Raw genomic sequence first — 18,709 nt, 5'->3', positions numbered from 1 at the left:
CCAAAGTCAAACTGACGAGGCGTGATGATCTTGCCGAGAATATACAGCCAGCTCACCAAAAACATAAGCATAAAAAAACCGGCTCCTCTTGCGAGGGCCGGTTTTTTAGCTTTTCAGTCAGAAGTTCTGGCCGAACCCAAATATCTGATTAAGCCGGCGGTACCTGTTTCAGCTGTTGTTAGCTGTTAGCCGCAATAATATCGCGCAATACCATCGGCAGAATGCCCTTGTGGCGAATCTGCTCAAGCTCAGACGAGGTATCCACACGAGACAGCAGTTTGTGTTGTTCAGTTGATCCGTCTTTACGCTTAATAGTCAGCTGCACAGAACCGCGTGGCTCAAGGCGATCAATGCCCGCCAGATCAAAGGTTTCCGAGCCATCCAGGTTCAGGGAGCCCAGCGTCACGCCTTCTGGCAGTTGCAGTGGCAGTACGCCCATGCCGACTAAGTTGGATTTGTGAATACGCTCAAAGCTTTCAGCGATGATGGCTTTTACACCCAGCAGGGCCGGGCCTTTGGCCGCCCAGTCACGTGATGAGCCGGTGCCGTACAGCTTGCCGCCGAATACCACCGATGGCGTGCCTTCCTGCTGATAGCGTGACGCCGCGTCGTAAATCGACATCTTTTCCGCGTCGCCGTTGGCGTTGTAGTAATTGGTGACCGCACCGGTGGTGCCCGGCAGCATCAGGTTTCGGGCTTTTACATTGCCGAAGATACTGCGCAGCATCACGTGGTGGTTACCACGACGGGCGCCCAGAGAGGTCAGGTCGTTGGCGTCCACGCCGATCGACATCAGGTACTGTCCCGGTGCGGAATCCGGGCGGATACGGCTCACCGGTGAGATATGGTCGGTGGTGGTGTTGTCATCACACATCACCAGCATACGTGCGTCGCTGATGTTGTTCAGTGAATCCTGCGGGGTTTCCAGCGCGAAGCCATCAAAGAACGAGATTTCCTGAATGTAGCTCGACTTTTCGTCCCACTGATACACAGGGCCAGTTGGTGATTCCAGCTTCTGCCAGCTCTCCGGGCCAGCGAGTGAGTTTTCGTAGGTTTCGCGGAAGGCTTTAGGGTCCATGCATTCGTGCATGGTTTTGGTGATTTCCGCGTTACTTGGCCAGATGTCTTTCAGGAATACATCATTGCCCTGAGCGTCTTTGCCCAGCGGTTCTTTAATCACGTCGATATTCACATTACCGGCGATGGCCATGGCAACAACTAAAGGAGGCGACATCAGGAAGTTGGTATCAACGTCCGGGTGTACGCGGCCTTCAAAGTTACGGTTACCCGACAGCACGGAAGACACAATAATGTCGTGGTCACGCAGTGCAGCTTCAATGCTTGGCGCCAGCGGGCCAGAGTTACCAACACACGTCGTACAGCCGTAGCCTGCGGTGTTAAAACCGAGGGCATCGAGGTGTTCCTGTAACCCGGCTTTGGTTAAAAAGTCGGTCGCCACCGGTGAGCCAGGTGCCATTGAAGTCTTAACGCCGTCTGGCACTTTCATGCCCAATTGGTTGGCTTTTTTCGCCAGCAGGCCAGCGGCAATCAACAGACCCGGGTTAGAGGTGTTGGTACAGGCGGTAATTGCCGCGATCACAATATCGCCGTCTTTTAAGGTGCGTTCTGGCAGTGACTGGAAGATACCGGCTTCGTCGGCCTTAACCGGCGTAACGGTCACTTCTTCAGGGGTACGTGAGCCTGCAGTCGCGGCTTGCTGGAATACCTTGCCGATATCGCCCAGCGGCAGTCGGTCCTGCGGTCTTTTTGGTCCGGCGACGGAAGGCTTGACGGTCGACAGATCCAGATGCAGCAGGTCGGTGTAGCGTGGCAGTTTCTGGCCCGCTTTCCACGCCATATTCTGCGCCTGGTAATAAGCCAGTGGCAGGTCGCCATCGCGGCCGGTGGCTTTCATATAGTCGGCGGCGATTTCATCAAACGGGAAGAAGCCCATGGTCGCGCCGTATTCCGGCGACATATTGGCGATGGTCGCGCGGTCTGGCAGTGACAGATTAGCGCTGCCTTCACCCACGTATTCCACGAATTTACCCACCACACCGCGCGGGTATTTGCGCAGCATTTCGGTGATGGTTAATACCAGATCGGTTGCGGTCACGCCTTCGCGTAGGGCGCCGGTCAGCTCAACACCAATCACCTCAGGTGCCAGCATTTCCATCGGCTGGCCCAGCATAGACGCGCCAGCTTCAATACCGCCCACACCCCAGCCGACAATACCCAGCGCGTTGGCCATGGGCGTGTGGCTGTCCATACCGATCAGGGTGTCCGGAATCATCAGGCCATCTTGTTCCCCATTTCCCTGTACTAAGTAACCTTGCGCCAGATATTCGAGGTTCACCTGATGCACGATGCCGGTTTGCGGCGGAATAATGCGGATGGTGTTAAACGCCTGCGCGCCCCATTTCAGGAAGGCATAACGCTCTTTGTTGCGTGCCGCTTCCAGCTCGCTGTTAATGCGCAGCGACGCCGGGCTGCCAGTGTTGTCCATGGTGACGGTATGGTCGATCACCAGATCCGCACGCACCAGCGGTTCAATGATCGCAGGGTTCAGACCCATGCGCTGTACCGCCGAACGCATCGCGGCAAAATCGACGATGGCGGGCGTACCACTCAGATCGTGCATGATCACACGGCCAGCGGTGAACGGAATTTCTACCGGCTCTTTACCCTGATGCGCTGGCCAGTTGCCCAGCGCCTGCAGCTGCTCAACCGTGATGCCGTTTTTGCCGACATTACGCGCAATGCCTTCAAGGATAGGGCGCAGAGAAAACGGCAGATCATCCAGATTGATGCCGAAGCGTTCTGCGGTGTCTGGCAGGCTGTGAAAACGATGAGACATGCCTGGCAGAGTCTTAATCGAGCTTGAAGGGTCGAAATTGGTAGGTGATGTCATGCTGGATTCCTGGCAGGTTGTTGAGTGCAGGGGGGGCAGAAGCCTGAATTGTCAGCAATTCTAGCGACATGAAGGGCTAAAGCAAGGTTTATGACTGCCGCTTTAGTCGGATTGTATACAATGTTGTGCGGCTCAGACTCCGATTAATGTGCTTAAAGGAGGGGGCGGAGAGTCGTGGGGCAGGGAGGCAGGGTGCAGTATTGTGCCTTGTCAGTGGCGCTGAGCCGAGAATTAGGTATTTACTCGACTCGCCTCAGTTTGGTGTCTGAAATATCAGATCAGCTACCTGAAGTGGATAAATCGACTAATGGTAGTGCTTTTGTTGTTTGTGATGATCAGTGGCTTGCAGCCTTTGAGGCTGATTGGCCGCTAAGCTCAACTGATCGGCTCATCCCTCATATATTATTATGATTCAGGTGGAACTCCAAAATTAACCATAATGTGAAATATATGGCGGGTCTGCTCTGTGTCGTCAATTTTAATGACTGATTTTCCAATTTTTATATTGGTTTTATCCGCAAAATCACTGGTCATATCGCGATCTAAATCCAAGTGTTTTTTGTATTGGCGCCACAGATGGTTCAGATTCTTGACTTTTGCGTAGGTGATTAGGTAGTCGGCAGGATTTCCATGCGTGTTGTAGTTGTTAATTAGCTTATCGTAATGTTTTGAAATAGTTTTCTTATTCGCGTTGGTTAATACCATTGCTTCGATTATGGCCTCTTGTTGGCCATATTCATTGAGGATTACTAAATCCCGCTCTCCGCTTCCTTTTCCTGAGCCACTAAAGCCTCCTCTGGATTGGTCAGAGACAAGAATCCCGTTGGAATTTAAGGACTCCTTTAATCGATCATTAATGTCGTCTTCCATTTCATTGATGATTTTAGCCCGAAATTCTGTAAATCGAAGTAAGGTTCTAGTGAGAAAGACTAATATATAATGTGGTCCTAGTTTACTGTCGTTGGTTCTTTTGTATTGCCCCAGAAGCGTAGGAACATTATAATCAATATCTTCGAATTCTCCTGATTCTGGATTTATTACTTCGAGAGAAATAGAGTCCTTCTCTTTTATGAAAGCCCGCTCTATTCTGTCATAATTAACATATCCGACAACCTGAGAATAAGTTTCATCAAAGAGAGCGATTTCTTCGTTGTATGGTTTCGCTTTATCTCTGTTTGCATTGATTTGCGCTTTTTCTATGGCTTCAATATTTGAGCGTATCCATTGTAAGAGATTTCTGGCATTTTCATCTCTGGTAGTTAGGTTTACCTCAATGCTCTGATTGTGCTCGTCTGCGGTTATGATGCCTTTGCAATCTTTGTGAGATACGAATATGCCACTTCGCCAGTATTTGCTGGTTTTTTCATCAACATAATTATGCATTCTGACAATTAGTTGTGGGAGTGTATTGGATTTTAGTAGCCCCTTTCTGTGATAATTGAATCGAATGTTTAGACCCTTTGAGTAAGAGTTTCTGTTGTATTCAGGAGTAACAGAAGGAAGTCTCATTGGTATTAGCAAGTCGTTATTGTGTTGAAGTCTAAATCCAAGCTCAAATTTGATTAGTAGGTCAATGAGCCACTGTTGTTGAATTAGCGTATAATCATCATCGAGAATGCTGCTGATTAAATCTTCAGAGTAGACTCCGGGGGTGCTTGATGGACTTCGTACGATTTTATATACAGCATTAGTTACCCATTCTGGCTTAAGAATTTGTGTTAGTTTTAATCTGAAGTCGTTGGGGTAGGCAACAACTGTGCCTATGCTATTAAGTATCTTTAATAGTGCAGTTTGTAATGGTTTTGCCCCAATCCCTTGTCTCTGGCATTCGCTGTCGTATATGTCCTTTGCGATTATGTTTTCCGTCTTTTTGTAGAGCTCGATAGATTCTTTAACCTTGTGCCAGCTTTCGGGTAATAGTCGATTTATGCCATTTAATTTTGGTAATTGATTCGATATTTCGGATGTTAGCCTTTCGATGGAATTTCCAATTTTATTTTTAACTTCTTCAGGTAAAGTATTTAGATTGCAGGCGCTGGTTGATATTACTTGGACAATATTGAAATCGCCTTGATATCTTTGTAAATCGAACTGGTAGTTCGAGTTTTGATCGCTATGATTCGCAACTACTATAATGGGTGAATCAGCGCTGTAGCTTTTAATGGTGTTAAGCCAATGAAGGTCTCTGGCTTGATTGTCTTCTTTTTGAGCATCTAATACGTAAATATATAGACTTCTTTCGGTTAAAAAAAACTGATGAGTCTGATGGGTGAGTTCTTGGCCTGCAAAATCCCATATATTTGCAGTGTAGTCATTAAACGTTAATTCCGATATGTCGATACCCTGTGTTGAAGTTTGATTCTCATTGTGAGGGTTTCCTAGCAATCGATTAATTATTGATGTTTTACCAACGCGTTCATCACCAACAACCAGAATTTTTGCTTGCTTTAGTGGTTTTAGAGTGAATTCATCAAAGTTATTTAGAACCTCAATTTTTTCACTTGGTGTTAGTTCGTGGAAGGATGGATCAGGGATTGTTAGGTCGTTCCCATGTAATTCAAGAATGGCTCTAACGTCAGGTAGCTTTCCTTTAAGATTTTTTAGATTATTGTTGCTTAATGTTAGGTGAAAAAGACTAGGAATTCCTTTTAAGGAGTTTCCAACTTCAGATATTTCATTGTGGTCTAGTGATAAAGCAATTAATTCTTTAAGATTAGATAGTGATGCTGGTAATTCTTTTATCTGGTTTTGTGAAAGTGTTAAAAACTTAAGATGGCTTAGTTTTTCTATCTCCTCGGGAATGTTCTTTATTTTGTTATGGTCGAGGTCTAGTCTTAAGATTCTAGAGTTTTTTGATTTAAGGATGGAGGTTGGGAATTCAGATAGGGAGTTGTTTGATAAGGTTAGTACTTCAATATTTAATAATTCACTAAATGACTCTGGTATGCACTTGATAGAATTGGACTCGAAGTTTAAATATTTAAGGTTCGCTAGATTTTTTATTTCCTGAGGTATGTTGCTGATGCGACTGCCTGTAATGTGCAGTCGGGTTAGTGATTTTAGTTTAAATATATAGTCTGGGATTTCTTCTAAGTCAGGGCTTTCTAAATATAGTTCTTTCAGTTTAGTGCAATGTTCCAGTGGTTGAATATTTTTGGTGTTTGATCTAATTATTAGTGCTATTAAGTCCCCTGACTTGTTGGTGGAATAAAACCCTTTTCCTTCGAATTCGTCGTAGAATAGTCTGGCTGTATCACTAGCATCTATTTGTATTAATCCTTCGACTAAATTAGATAGCTCGGGCTTGATTTGGGTTTGTGTTGATTGTTCAGGAGGCGCAGTGGTCATGCTAGTAACTTCCATATTGATTGAATTGGCGATAGTTAAACATCAGGCTGTGTGTTGATGCAATTATCTCTTACGATCGACACAAAAAAAACCGGCCCCTCTTGCGAGTGCCGGTTTTTTATTCGATCGCGTTTTGTTTTCAACAGAAGCCGATCAGTTCAGTGAGCTGCATAAGCTGATTTTAAACCCGCTTAAATCCACTCTTCGTCATTGATCTTTTGTGCTTGCCCCACATGGATGTGGGAAACACTGGAATTGTCTGGAACAAATTTCAGTGAGAAACAAAACCCAATCGTTCGTTCTGAGCTTAGCCCGCTGCCTGAACCCGAAGGTCAGGGCAGTGGGCTAATTCCCTCAAAAACTGTTAATTAAACAGCTTTCAGAGGGATGGCTGGACGAGCCAGGTCTTTTGATGGTGGAGCGAAAGAAGTCAGGTTGATACCTTCAACCGCTGCTTTGTACTCTTCCAGAGTCGGGAAACGACCCAGGATAGTAGACAGAACAACCATTGGGGTAGAACCCAGCAGAGACTCACCTTTCTTCTCAGCGCTGTCTTCTACAACACGGCCCTGGAACAGACGGGTAGAGGTCGCCAGAACGGTGTCACCGGCTTCTGCTTTTTCCTGGTTACCCATACACAGGTTACATCCAGGGCGCTCCAGGTACAGTTGGTTTTCGTACTTGGTACGGGCCGCTTCTTTCGGATGTGCATCATCGAAAATGAAGCCAGCGTATTTCGCCAGAATGTCCCAGTCGCCTTCGGCTTTCAGCTCGTCAACGATGTTGTACGTTGGTGGCGCTACAACCAGCGGTGCCTTGAAGGTGATCGGGCCGTTCTTTTCCAGGTTACGCAGCATGGCAGCGATGATCTGCATGTCACCTTTGTGAACCATACAGGAACCAACGAAGCCCAGATCCACTTTACGGCCATCGTAGTAAGAAGCCGGACGGATTACGTCGTGGGTGTAACGCTTGGATACGTCTTCGTTGTTAACGTCCGGGTCAGCAATCATTGGTTCGTCGATGGCGTCCAGGTCTACGACAACTTCGGCGTAGTACTTGGCGTTGTCGTCCGGAGCCAGAGCAGGTGCTTCACCAGACTTAACTTCAGCAATACGCTTGTCAGCCAGGCCGATCAGCTTCTGCAGCATGCCAGCTTCGTTGTCCATACCTTTGTTGATCATGATCTGGATACGGGACTTGGCCAGTTCCAGAGACTTGATCAGGGTTTCATCGGTAGAGATACAGATAGAAGCTTTCGCTTTCATTTCTGCAGTCCAGTCGGTGAAGGTGAAGGCCTGGTCAGCCAGCAGGGTGCCGATCTGAACTTCGATCACACGACCCTGGAATACGTTTTCGCCGTTGAACTGCTTCAGCATCTGCGCCTGGGTGGCGTGTACGATGTCGCGGAAGTCCATGTGCGGCTTCATCTGGCCTTTGAAGGTTACCTTCACAGACTCTGGGATTGGCATTGCAGCTTCGCCAGTCGCCAGTGCGATCGCAACGGTACCGGAGTCAGCACCGAAAGCCACACCTTTAGACATACGGGTGTGAGAGTCACCACCGATGATGATCGCGCGGTCGTCCACAGTAATGTCGTTCAGTACTTTGTGGATTACGTCGGTCATGGAGTGGTAAACGCCTTTCGGGTCACGTGCAGTGATTACACCGAATGCGTTCATGAAGGCCATCAGCTTAGGCGTGTTGGCCTTGGCTTTGTTGTCCCATACAGAGGCAGTGTGACAGCCAGACTGGAAGGCACCATCAACGCTTGGAGAGATGGTCGCAGCTGCCATGGATTCCAGTTCCTGACAGGTCATAGGACCAGTAGTGTCCTGAGAACCTACGATGTTCACTTTAACGCGAACGTCAGAACCGGCATGCAGCGGGGTCTTGGACTTAACGCCTACGGCATTGCGGTTGAAGATTTTTTCAACAGCGGTCAGGCCCTGACCTTCGTGAGAGATTTCTTTAGAAGAGGCGTAAACAACCGGTGCTTCGATGCCCAGAGTTTCAGCGGCGAAGGTCTGGATTTTCTTACCGAAGGTTACCGCGTAAGAACCACCGGCTTTCATGAATTCCACTTTTTGTGGGGTGAAAGCGGATGATACGTCAACCAGCACGTTGCCTTCGCTGTCCAGCAGCTTCTTGGCTTTGGTGTCGATGGTCAGAACGGTGCCGGTCTTAACAGAGTAGGCTTCTTCCAGTACCGGGTCGCCGTTGGCGTCACGTACGATGTTGCCGTTTTCGTCTTTCTTCTGTACCCAGTTTTTCAGGTCCAGACCGATACCGCCGGTTACGCCTACAGTAGTCAGGAAGATAGGCGCGATACCGTTAGTACCGGCAACTACAGGACGGTTGTTAACGAACGGGATGTAAGGGGAGGTTTTTTCACCGGCCCACAGTGCCACGTTGTTTACACCGGACATACGGGAAGAACCCACGCCCATGGTGCCTTTCTCAGCGATCAGCATGATTTTAGCGTCTGGGTTTTCTTCGCCCATTTTTTTGATTTCTTGCTGAGCTTCAGGAGAAATCATGCACAGGCCGTGCAGTTCACGGTCAGCACGGGAGTGAGACTGGTTGCCCGGAGACAGCAGGTCGGTAGAGATATCGCCTTCAGCAGCGATGTAGGTGATAACCTTAATTTTCTCTGGGATGTCGTCCAGCTTGGTGAAGAATTCTGCTTTTGCGTAGCTTTCCAGAATGTCTTTAGCAATGGCGTTGCCAGCTTTGAAAGCGTCAGCCAGACGGCTGGTGTCGGCTTCGTACAGGAATACCTGAGACTTCAGAACTTCGCCGGCAGCGGCGTTGTTGGCGTCGTCAGACAGAGCGATGTCCAGCAGGGCTTCAACAGAAGGGCCGCCTTTCATGTGTGACAGCAGTTCTAACGCGAATTCCGGAGTGATTTCAGCAACGGTTTCTGCACCGGTTACGATGTCTTTCAGGAACTTAGCTTTAACGCCTGCAGCAGGGGTAGTACCTGGCAGAGTGTTGTAGATGAAGAAGTTCAGAGAGGCTTCACGCTCTGCATTGCCGGTATCTTTGATCTGGGCAATGATTTCAGACAGCAGTTCTGCGCTATCGATTGGTTTTGGGTGTAAACCCAGCTCGTTCTTACGAACCTCAATTTCTTTCAGATATTCTGAATACAGACTCATTAGCGACCCTCTCAAAGCCTCAGTTGCAACGTATGGGCACTTTAGTCAGCAACGAGGGATTGTATGTCGTTCTGACTAAGTACCATTAAGTAAGAAGGCAGTTTCCTGAACAGACGATCAGCCCATGCAGGGAGCTACCCTTTCTATAATGGCGCGGAGTATACCGGAATTATGGCGTCAGGCGCATTAGTCCCCCTGATGTGCATTATTCATAGAAGTTATGTGTGTCAGGTCCGATATTTTCCCGGTTTATCAGTGTATCCGGACGGCGGCGGATCTGATCGTCGGGGGCTTTCTGTGGTTTCTTTTTGCCGTCTCTGGGCGTGTATCTGCAGGGATGTACAGCTTAGCTGCGCTCCTTGTGGCAGCCCTGGTTGTCCTGAATTTTGTTGTCCGGAATTTGGCACAAAAGGCCTGCTCCGGGCCATTGAGCAACAGGTATAGTCAGGAAAAACAATAAGCCCGGCCTCAGCCGGCTATTCAGCAGCCAGAACAACAGCCAGGAAAACAGCATGACTATTCAGACGCACAAACGCACCTGCAGCCTGTGTGAGGCTACCTGCGGTATCGAAATCCGTTACGACGATAAAACCGGTGATATCGAGTCCATCAAAGGAGACAAGTCTGATCCGTTCAGTCGTGGCTATATCTGCCCGAAGGCCACCGCACTGCAGGATCTGCATAACGATCCTGACCGCTTGCGTAAACCGCTGAAAAAAACCGCCTCCGGCTGGCAGGAAATTTCCTGGTCACAGGCGCTGAATGAAGCGGCAGAAGGTTTCCGCCGTATTCAGGCCGAGCACGGACGTGATGCAGTGGGCAGTTATCTTGGCAATCCCAATGTTCACAATTACGGCAATATGATTTTTGGCCCGTTGCTGCTCAAGCAGCTGGGCTCGAAGAACAAATTTTCCGCGACCTCGGTTGATCAGCTGCCGCACCATATGGCCAGTTTGCATATGTTTGGCCATCAGCTGCAGATTCCGGTACCGGATATTGACCGTACCGATTTTCTGATCGTTATGGGCGGTAATCCGCTGGCGTCAAACGGCAGCCTGATGACGGCGCCGGATATTAAAAACCGCCTGAAAGCCATCCATGAACGCGGCGGTAAAATTCTGGTGATCGATCCGCGCCGCAGCGAGACGGCTGGCGTTGCTGATGAGCACTGGTTTATCCGCCCGGGGCAGGATGTGCTGCTGTTGCTGTCGCTGCTCTATGTCTTTACCCATGAGCTGAAAGCACAGTTGCCAGCGCTGCCGGAGTATATCGACAGTGCCGATCTGGCCGGACTGTGTGCGGCGTATGCGCCGGAAAATACCGCTGTACGCACCGGAATTGACGCCGCTCAGGTGCGGGCGCTGGCAGCGCAGTGGCTGCAGGCAAAATCGGCGGTCTGTTATGGCCGTATGGGGGTGTCGGTACAGCAGTACGGTGGTTTGTGTCAGTGGCTGATCAATGTGCTGAACATTGTCAGTGGCAATTTTGACCGCGAAGGCGGAGCGATGTTTACCTCACCGGCGGTGGATATTGTTGGCATTACCGCCGCGCAGGGCGGGCGCGGACATTTTGACCGCTACCGCTCGCGGGTACGGAATCTGCCGGAATTTGGTGGCGAGCTGCCGGTGGCGGTGCTGGCCGAAGAAATCCTGACACCGGGCAAAGGGCAGATCCGGGCGATGCTGACGGTGGCCGGTAATCCGTTGCTGTCTACGCCCAACACCCACCAGCTTGAACGTGCCTTTGAATCTCTCGATTTTATGGTGTCGGTGGATTATTTCCTCAATGAAACCAGCCGTCATGCCGATCTGATTCTGCCGCCGTGCGGCCCGCTGGAGCGTGATCATTACGATGTGATCTTCAACGCGCTGGCAGTGCGCAATGTGGCCAAATACTCGACGGCCTTGTTTAAACCCAAAGCCGGCGGGCTGCAGGACTGGCAGATTCTGCTCGAACTCACTAAACGGCTGAACCGCGGCGACCTGAAAAAGCGCCTGATCAACCGCCTGACCTGGGCGGTGATGGGCTGGCTTAAGCCTGAAGGCGTGCTGAATAAGATGCTGAAAAGCGGCAAGAGCGGGCTCGACCTGAATGCCCTGAAAAAACAGCCCGCAGGTATTGATCTTGGTGCACTGCAGCCGGTGATGCCTAAGCGGCTGTTTACCCGCGATAAGCGCTTGAATCTGACCCCTGATGTGTACCTGAAGGCTCTGGCGGAGGTTGCCTCTGAGCTGCAGCAGCCGTTGCTGACGGGGGATCAGTTGTTGCTGATTGGCCGTCGTCATATCCGCTCCAATAATTCCTGGCTGCATAACAGTCAGCGTCTGGTGAAGGGCAAAAGCCGCTGTACGCTGATGCTGAATCCGGCGGATGCGGAGCGACTGGGTATCGCCGATGGTGTCAGTGTGCGGGTCAGCTCGCGGGTAGCCGAGCTGGAGGTGGTGGCCGAGGTCAGTGATGAACTGATGCCCGGTGTGGTCAGTATTCCACATGGCTGGGGGCATGGCGTGCCCGGTATCCGCCTGCGTCAGGCGCAGCAGGTGGCCGGGGTTAACACCAACGACCTGACCGATGATCAGCTGCTGGATGGCCTGACCGGTAACGCGGCACTGAATGGTGTGGCGGTTACATTAACGGCTGTGGCCTGAGATCAGTACTCCATGAGTTGTGGCAATTGTCATTCTTGATGGCAATTGCCACAATGGCGCCTTCCTGTTGAAAAGAGCGGACCCCAGTGCACATAGTTGCGGACGAAAACATTCCCCTGTTAAACGAATTCTTTGCGGATTTTGGCGAGATCACTCTGGTTGAAGGGCGCAGTATGACGGCGGCGGATGTCGCAGACGCCGACATTCTGCTGGTGCGTTCTGTTACCCGGGTGGATGCGCAGTTGCTGGCCGGCAGCAAGGTAAAATTTGTCGGCACGGCGACCATCGGCACCGATCATATTGATCAGGTTTATTTGCAGGAAGCCGGAATCGGTTTCAAAAGCGCACCGGGCTGCAATGCGCAGGCGGTGGTCGATTATGTGCTGAGCGCGCTCAGTGTGTTGGTGGACGAACGCGGTATCGGCTTTACCGATGTCAGTGTCGGCATTGTCGGTGTGGGAAATGTGGGTCTGCTGCTGCGTCGTCGCCTGGAAGAGATGGGCGTTACCGTGCTGGCGGTTGATCCGTTCAAAGATCCGGAAGAAGTGGGTGAGCTGGTTACGCTGGACGAAGCCCTGCAGGCCGATGTGGTAACGCTGCATACGCCGCTGACCCGTGATGGCGAACATCCGACCTGGCACCTGATTGATAAACAGCGTCTGGCGCAGATGAAGCCGGATGCCAGCCTGATTAATGCTGGTCGTGGTGCGGTGGTCGATAACGCCGCATTACTCGAACATATGCAGAATAACCGCGATTTTGAGGCGATTCTGGATGTCTGGGAAAACGAACCTGAGCTGGATCTGAACCTGATGCACCGTTGTCTGCTGGCAACACCGCACATTGCCGGCTACTCGCTGGACGGCAAAATGCGCGGCACCGAATATGTGTATCAGGGGTTGTGTGAATTCTTTGGTTTGCCGGTGCGGCGTAAGCTGGCACAGTTTTTACCTGAGCCGGGCGTTAAACGCGTAAATTTCTCCGATCAGGTGCCGGTTCATCAGGCATTGCGTACCGCTATTCGTGCGGCGTATGAAATCCGTGTTGATGACGGTGTAATGCGTACGGCGATGAAGCGCTCGGATAACCTCAAGGCAACCTTCGATCATTTGCGCAAACATTATCCGCTGCGCCGTGATATTCCGACCTTACGGGTTGGTGTTCCGGCCAAGTGCCATGACCTGCATGAAGCATTAAGTGCTGCGGGTTTTGATGTGCGTACTAAATAAATTTGCTGCAGAGCTCCCATAAAAAAACCGCGCATTGCGCGGTTTTTTTATGTCTGCCGTCTGCTCAGGCCTGATTGCTGAGCAGGTAGTCGCGCACCAGTTCTCCGACCCAGAGTGAATCTCCCTGCAGTCGGGCAAATTCCAGCACCTGAAATACCGGCGTGCTGTCGCCAGAGTGTTCAATGCTCCCGGCGTCGCCGCGCAGTGACTGCGGCAGGGCAGGTGCTATAAGGCGGGTGAAGGCTTTGCTGGTGAGGACAAAATCATCCACCGAATCCTGACGGTTAATGGCACCGAAACGGATAAAACCTTCTTCCCGAAGCCACTGCACGGCGCCAAGGGCGGCAAGGTGGCGGGGGCTGTGCAGGCCAAATTCGTCAACGGTATCCGGGCCTGAAATATCTTCGATAAACAGCGTTTGCTGACGCGGAAATGCGCGGAAACCAATCAGCAGAGTGGTCGCGCAATCTTTGTAAAAATCGTCGATATGAACGTCAAGCATCAGAGCTGGCGGTAGCTTTCAAAAAACTGCTTGGTTTTGCCAAGAGCCAGTGTCAGATCTTCCGGACGCGGTAGGAACACCACGCGGAAATGATCCGGATAAGGCCAGTTAAACGCGGTGCCGTGCACAATCAGGATTTTTTGCTGCTCCAGTAAGTCGAGCACCAGACGTTCATCGTTGCGCACGTTGAATTTTTTCGCATCGACTTTCGGGAAGCAGTACAGCGCGCCCTGCGGTTTAACACAGCTGATGCCGGGAATATCGTTGAGCATTTCCCAGGCAATATCACGCTGCTGGCACAGGCGTCCGCCCGGTGCGACCAGATCGTCGATGCTCTGATAGCCCCCCAGTGCGGTCTGAATAGCGTACATCGCCGGCACGTTGGCGCACATGCGCATAGAGGCCAGTAATTCCAGACCTTCGATGTAATCGCGGGCTTTGTGTTTGGCGCCGCTGATAATCATCCAGCCGGAGCGGAAACCGGCCAGGCGGTAATTTTTCGACAGACCGTTAAAGGTCACAATCAGCAGGTCATCGGCCAGAGATGCGGTGGATACGTGTTCAACTTCGTCGTACAGAATCTTGTCGTAAATCTCGTCGGAGAACACGATCAGGTTATTCTGGCGGGCGATTTCCAGCATCTGCAGCAGCATTTCCTGCGGATAAACAGCGCCGGTCGGGTTGTTCGGGTTGATCAGTACCAGCGCACGGGTTTTATCGGTGATTTTGGCGCGCATATCATCAAGATCCGGCTGCCAGCCAGCACCTTCGTCACAGATATAATGCACGGCACGGCCGCCAGCGAGACTGACGGCGCCGGTCCAGAGCGGGTAGTCCGGTGCCGGTACCAGCACTTCGTCGCCGTTATTCAGCAGGCCCTGCATGGCCATAACGATCAGTTCGCTGACACCGTTGCCGACGATGATGTCTTCAATGCCGACGTTCTGAATATTCTTCTGCTGCGCGTACTGCATGATGGCTTTACGTGCAGAAAACAGGCCTTTGGAATCGGCGTAACCTTCGGAATCCGGCAGGTTATAAATAACGTCCTGAATGATTTCTTCCGGTGCGTCGAGGCCGAAAGGCTTGGGGTTGCCGATGTTCAGTTTCAGAATCCGGTGGCCTTCTTCTTCCATGCGTTTGGCGGCTTGCAATACAGGTCCACGCAAATCGTAAAACACATTAGCCAATTTGTTGGATTTAAGAATTTCCTGCATGGAAGTCGCACTGCCTTTGTTGAAAGGAAAAAGAAAGCTGGCATGATACTCCTCAGATCGATGCTTCGAAAGTGGCTTATCAGGAGATCCGTCAATGAGCAAAGTAAATAAAACGGCCGAACAGTGGCGGAAAGAACTGGATGCCGAAACCTACCGGGTAACGCGCGAAGCCGGAACGGAAGCGCCTTTTACCGGCCGCTATCACGACTGCAAAGACCCGGGTGTCTATCACTGCGTGTGTTGTGGTGAAGCGCTGTTTTTATCGGATACGAAATTTGATTCGGGCTGTGGCTGGCCGAGTTTTTTTCAGCCGCTTTCTGATGATGTTATCGAAGAGCGTATGGATACCAGTCATTTTATGGTGCGCACCGAAGTGTTGTGTCAGAACTGTGGGGCGCATCTGGGCCATGTGTTTACCGATGGTCCGGCTCCCACCGGATTGCGTTACTGTATTAATTCGGTGTCGCTGGATCTGAAGAAAGACAGCGATTAAACCTCGGGCTGTTGCTGGCCGGAAAGGTTATTAAGGGCAGGTGATACTTGCCCTTTTTTACCGATAAATATATTGTGCACAATACTATTTCGAAAAATTAAAAGGAGAAGTTTATGTCCGTTCTTTCTCACACCATGCCGCTGCTGAGTGGTCAGGAACAGGATCTGAGTGCTTATCAGGGGCAGGTCGTACTGGTGGTTAATACCGCCAGTGAGTGTGGCTTTACCTATCAGTACGAGGGGCTTGAGTCTTTGTATCAGCAATACAAAGACAAAGGGCTGGTGATTCTGGGTTTCCCTTGCAATCAGTTCGGACAGCAGGAGAAGGGTGACAGTGCGACAATCGGCGCCTTTTGTCAGAAAAACTACGGCGTAACCTTTCCTATGTTCAGCAAGATTGAGGTGAACGGTGACAATGCTGCGCCTCTGTATCAGGACCTGAAGAGCGCGGCGCCGGGCGTGCTGGGCACCAAAGGCATCAAATGGAACTTCACCAAGTTCCTGATTAACCGTAAGGGTGAGGTGGTCAAACGTTATGCGCCAACCACTAAGCCTGAAAAACTGCAGGCCGATATTGAGCGTCTGCTGGGGTAGGCTGTGAAACGCAAAGTTTATCCGCAGTTACATCTGGATAATCAGCTGTGCTTTTCGGCCTACAGCCTGTCACGTCTGATTACCCAGGCCTATCAGCCATTGCTGAAAAAGCTGGAGCTGACTTACCCGCAATATCTGGTGATGCTGGTGTTGTGGCAGGCACAGGAAGAAGAGCAGCTACCTGTATCGGTGAAATATCTGTGTGAACGCCTGTTGCTGGATACCGGAACGGTGACGCCATTATTGAAGCGCATGGAAAGCGCGGGCCTGTTATTGCGCAGTCGCAGCAGTGAAGATGAGCGGGTGGTGTTGGTGAATCTGACTACTGCTGGCTGGGCGCTGCGCGAGCAGGCGGCTTCTGTTCCGCAGGACATTCTCTGTGCGACGGCCGTCGATGCAGCAGAAGCTCTGTCGCTGAAAGAGCGCCTGCAGAGTCTGATCAGTCGCTGGCGCTGCCGTAATAATTGTTAATCCACTGTACCAGCGTTGCCTGAATCTGATCCTGAGTGAATGGCTTGCCGATAAAGTCATTCATGCCGGCGGTCAGGCACTGCTGGCGTTCGTTTTCTCCGGTCAGTCCGGTCAGTGCAATGATGGGTGTCTGGCTGTTGAGAGAGTTGCGGCGTATCTGCCGTGTCGCTTCAAAGCCATCCATCACCGGCATCTGGCAATCCATCAATATCAGGTCATAACGGTTGTGGCGGGCGTGTTCTATTGCCTGTAAACCATTGTCGGCAGTATCCGGTTCAATATTCAGATTTTTCAGATAACGCTGACACAGCATGCGATTAATGGTGTTGTCATCAACCAGCAGGACCCGCAGGGTGCGCGGAGGCGCGGCGTGGTCGGGATCTGTCTGTTCGAGTAAGGCAGTTAACAGTCCGGATGCTGAGTAACATTCGTCGTCTGTTATTTCTCCTGTTCCTTGTGGCTGCAACAGGATGCTGTGCTCGCCATGCCGGCTGCTCAGCTCGGGTTGGTCTGTCAGTAACAGGGTGTGTTTGCTGTTCATACCCTCGGCACTCTGGGGGAGTTGCCATTGTTCTGCCCAGTGCAATATCTGGGTTCGGCATTGTTTATCCTGAATGGCGATATTCAGGGGATGCTGGCGCAGATGTTTGCGGATTTCCGGCAGCAGTTTTGCCAGGGGCTGGCAGCGGATATGACATAGCAGGACCGTGCCGCCATCCGGTTGGCTTTCGTAGTGCAAGTCGCCACCAGATATGCGTGCCAGCTCGCGACTCAGGCCAAGACCGAAAGCGGAAGGCAGGGGCAGGTTTTCCGGGCACAGAGGCATCAGATCCTGCTCCAGCAGGGTGTCGTTAATAAACAGATCCTGCCCGGCCAGGCTGATCAGCAGCCGCTGCGCTTCATAGCGGACACTGAGTGTCAGAGGGCCTTGTCTGCAGTGGATGATGGCGTTGCTGAGCAGGCTCAGAATCAGCAGTCTGAGGCTGCTTCGGTTAAGTAACAGAAGATCAGCCTCACCACAGTGGCAGTGAATGTCTGCCATATCCGCTGGAATTTCCGCCAGGCAATCCGTGACTATCCGGTGGATATCGACAAGCTTCAGTTCTTGTTGGCTGCTGCTGTTTTGCAGGGTGCGCAGGTCATGCAGCAGGCCACGGATATTAGCGGCCATGGCCCGCGCATCTGCCTGATCGGTATTGCTGAGTTTGCCGATCAACTGATCCATAGGCTCTTTCAGCAGTTGTGTCAGGGTGCTCAGCCGGGTCTGCAGAGACGATGTGCTGCCGGAATGATCATCAGAAGATTGTTGCAGGCGCCGGTTCAGATGGGTCAGTGCATGGGTGCGTTTATGGATCAGCTCTTCGAGCTTGGCTGAGTAGTCGTTGATAGTCGCTTCGGCTTTGCGTTGCTGATGTATGTGATCTTTAAGCAGGCTGAGCAGGGCCGCAAACTGGTTCATCAGCTGGCCGAGTTCATTCTGACGTCTTGACTGCATGCGGGTCAGATCCACCTTGTCGAGGTTGTCGGCAGTCAGTCCGGTGATCTGGCGCACCAGCCGGGTCAGTGGGCTGGTAACCGCGCGATAAAAGGCAGCATAGATAAAGGTCGCCAGCAGCAGGCTGAACAGCAGGGCATTAAATAATGTGCTCCGGGTCAGGCTGCTCAGCTCGGCAATGCTCTGGCAGCGATCCAGTTCGATGATCAGTTTTCCGAGCGGGGTATTGTTGTAGCTCAGGGCTTCGATATGAATACCGGGTTCGCTGAAAATCATCATGTCCAGGGTAGAGGGCTGGCACTCGGTTGCTTCAACTGCCTGTGCCAGTTGCATACCGGTGCTGTCGATAACAATGGCTGAAATAATATTAGGGTGGCTGACAAGCCCTTCAGCCAGTTGCTGATTCAGGCGGATATTGTAGTTAAAAGTGGCCAGATTAAATGAGGGGAGGGTGCTGGCAATAATACTGGAGACAATCTGCTGCTGGCGTGTTTTCAGTGTGCTGATATTGGAGTGAATACTGATGGTGCTGATTATGCCGGCAATAATCAGCGTAACGGCCGCTGTGTTCAGAGCCAGTTGCAGAGCCAGTTTCTTTTTGACCTGAGAAAACATCTGCATTCTGTCCTTTGCGCAGGCAC

11 protein-coding genes are annotated in these 18,709 nt (G+C 51.2%); 5 read left to right on the top strand and 6 right to left on the bottom strand.

Annotation, left to right across the window (positions count from 1 at the left end; translation table 11 throughout):
* Nucleotides 1-178 precede the first annotated feature (178 nt).
* From acnA to MT343_RS10450, 3 genes are all read right to left on the bottom strand, one after another.
* Nucleotides 179-2,911 (bottom strand): aconitate hydratase AcnA, encoded by a 2,733-nt coding sequence (gene acnA, locus MT343_RS10460; protein WP_145468412.1) that lies wholly within the window; start codon nucleotides 2,909-2,911, stop codon nucleotides 179-181.
* Between the two features lie 405 nt (nucleotides 2,912-3,316).
* Nucleotides 3,317-6,259, bottom strand: coding sequence for a COR domain-containing protein (locus MT343_RS10455; RefSeq protein ID WP_186435859.1), 2,943 nt, complete (start codon nucleotides 6,257-6,259; stop codon nucleotides 3,317-3,319).
* Between the two features lie 368 nt (nucleotides 6,260-6,627).
* Complete coding sequence (locus MT343_RS10450) at nucleotides 6,628-9,420, bottom strand: bifunctional aconitate hydratase 2/2-methylisocitrate dehydratase (RefSeq protein ID WP_145468416.1); 2,793 nt, start codon at nucleotides 9,418-9,420, stop codon at nucleotides 6,628-6,630.
* 512 nt (nucleotides 9,421-9,932) lie between these two features.
* On the opposite strand from MT343_RS10450, the gene MT343_RS10445 reads away from it, so the two are divergent.
* Complete coding sequence (locus MT343_RS10445; protein ID WP_145468418.1) at nucleotides 9,933-12,068, top strand: molybdopterin oxidoreductase family protein; 2,136 nt, start codon at nucleotides 9,933-9,935, stop codon at nucleotides 12,066-12,068.
* 86 nt (nucleotides 12,069-12,154) lie between these two features.
* Nucleotides 12,155-13,297 (top strand): 4-phosphoerythronate dehydrogenase PdxB, encoded by a 1,143-nt coding sequence (pdxB, locus tag MT343_RS10440; protein WP_145468420.1) that lies wholly within the window; start codon nucleotides 12,155-12,157, stop codon nucleotides 13,295-13,297.
* A 64-nt stretch (nucleotides 13,298-13,361) separates the two neighbouring features.
* Here pdxB and MT343_RS10435 read toward each other — a convergent pair whose 3' ends face one another.
* Nucleotides 13,362-13,799 (bottom strand): hypothetical protein, encoded by a 438-nt coding sequence (locus MT343_RS10435; protein ID WP_186435860.1) that lies wholly within the window; start codon nucleotides 13,797-13,799, stop codon nucleotides 13,362-13,364.
* Nucleotides 13,799-15,016, bottom strand: a complete 1,218-nt coding sequence (locus MT343_RS10430) for a pyridoxal phosphate-dependent aminotransferase (RefSeq protein ID WP_145468422.1) — start codon at nucleotides 15,014-15,016, stop codon at nucleotides 13,799-13,801. The genes MT343_RS10435 and MT343_RS10430 overlap by 1 nt, the downstream gene beginning before the upstream one ends.
* Nucleotides 15,017-15,110: 94 nt before the next feature.
* Between MT343_RS10430 and msrB the strand changes: the two genes are divergently transcribed.
* From msrB to MT343_RS10415, 3 genes are all read left to right on the top strand, one after another.
* The gene (msrB, locus tag MT343_RS10425; RefSeq protein WP_145468424.1) at nucleotides 15,111-15,509 is read left to right on the top strand and encodes a peptide-methionine (R)-S-oxide reductase MsrB; all 399 of its coding nucleotides are present in this window, start codon (nucleotides 15,111-15,113) and stop codon (nucleotides 15,507-15,509) included.
* Nucleotides 15,510-15,622: 113 nt separating this feature from the next.
* Nucleotides 15,623-16,102 carry a glutathione peroxidase gene (locus tag MT343_RS10420; RefSeq protein ID WP_145468426.1) on the top strand — a complete coding sequence of 160 codons (480 nt, stop codon included), beginning with the start codon at nucleotides 15,623-15,625 and terminating at the stop codon, nucleotides 16,100-16,102.
* A 3-nt stretch (nucleotides 16,103-16,105) separates the two neighbouring features.
* Nucleotides 16,106-16,573: a MarR family winged helix-turn-helix transcriptional regulator gene (locus MT343_RS10415; protein WP_145468428.1), complete on the top strand. Its 468-nt coding sequence runs from the start codon at nucleotides 16,106-16,108 to the stop codon at nucleotides 16,571-16,573.
* Here the strand turns inward: MT343_RS10415 and MT343_RS10410 are convergent.
* Nucleotides 16,542-18,683 (bottom strand): response regulator, encoded by a 2,142-nt coding sequence (locus tag MT343_RS10410; protein WP_243989383.1) that lies wholly within the window; start codon nucleotides 18,681-18,683, stop codon nucleotides 16,542-16,544. The genes MT343_RS10415 and MT343_RS10410 overlap by 32 nt on opposite strands.
* Nucleotides 18,684-18,709 lie beyond the last annotated feature (26 nt).

The organism is Venatorbacter sp. C2-1 (assembly GCF_022832715.1).
In the GTDB taxonomy this organism is placed as follows: domain Bacteria; phylum Pseudomonadota; class Gammaproteobacteria; order Pseudomonadales; family Oceanobacteraceae; genus Venatoribacter; species Venatoribacter alkanivorans.
Note: the sequence above shows the minus strand (reverse complement) of the source record. Positions and strands in the feature narration are given on the sequence as shown.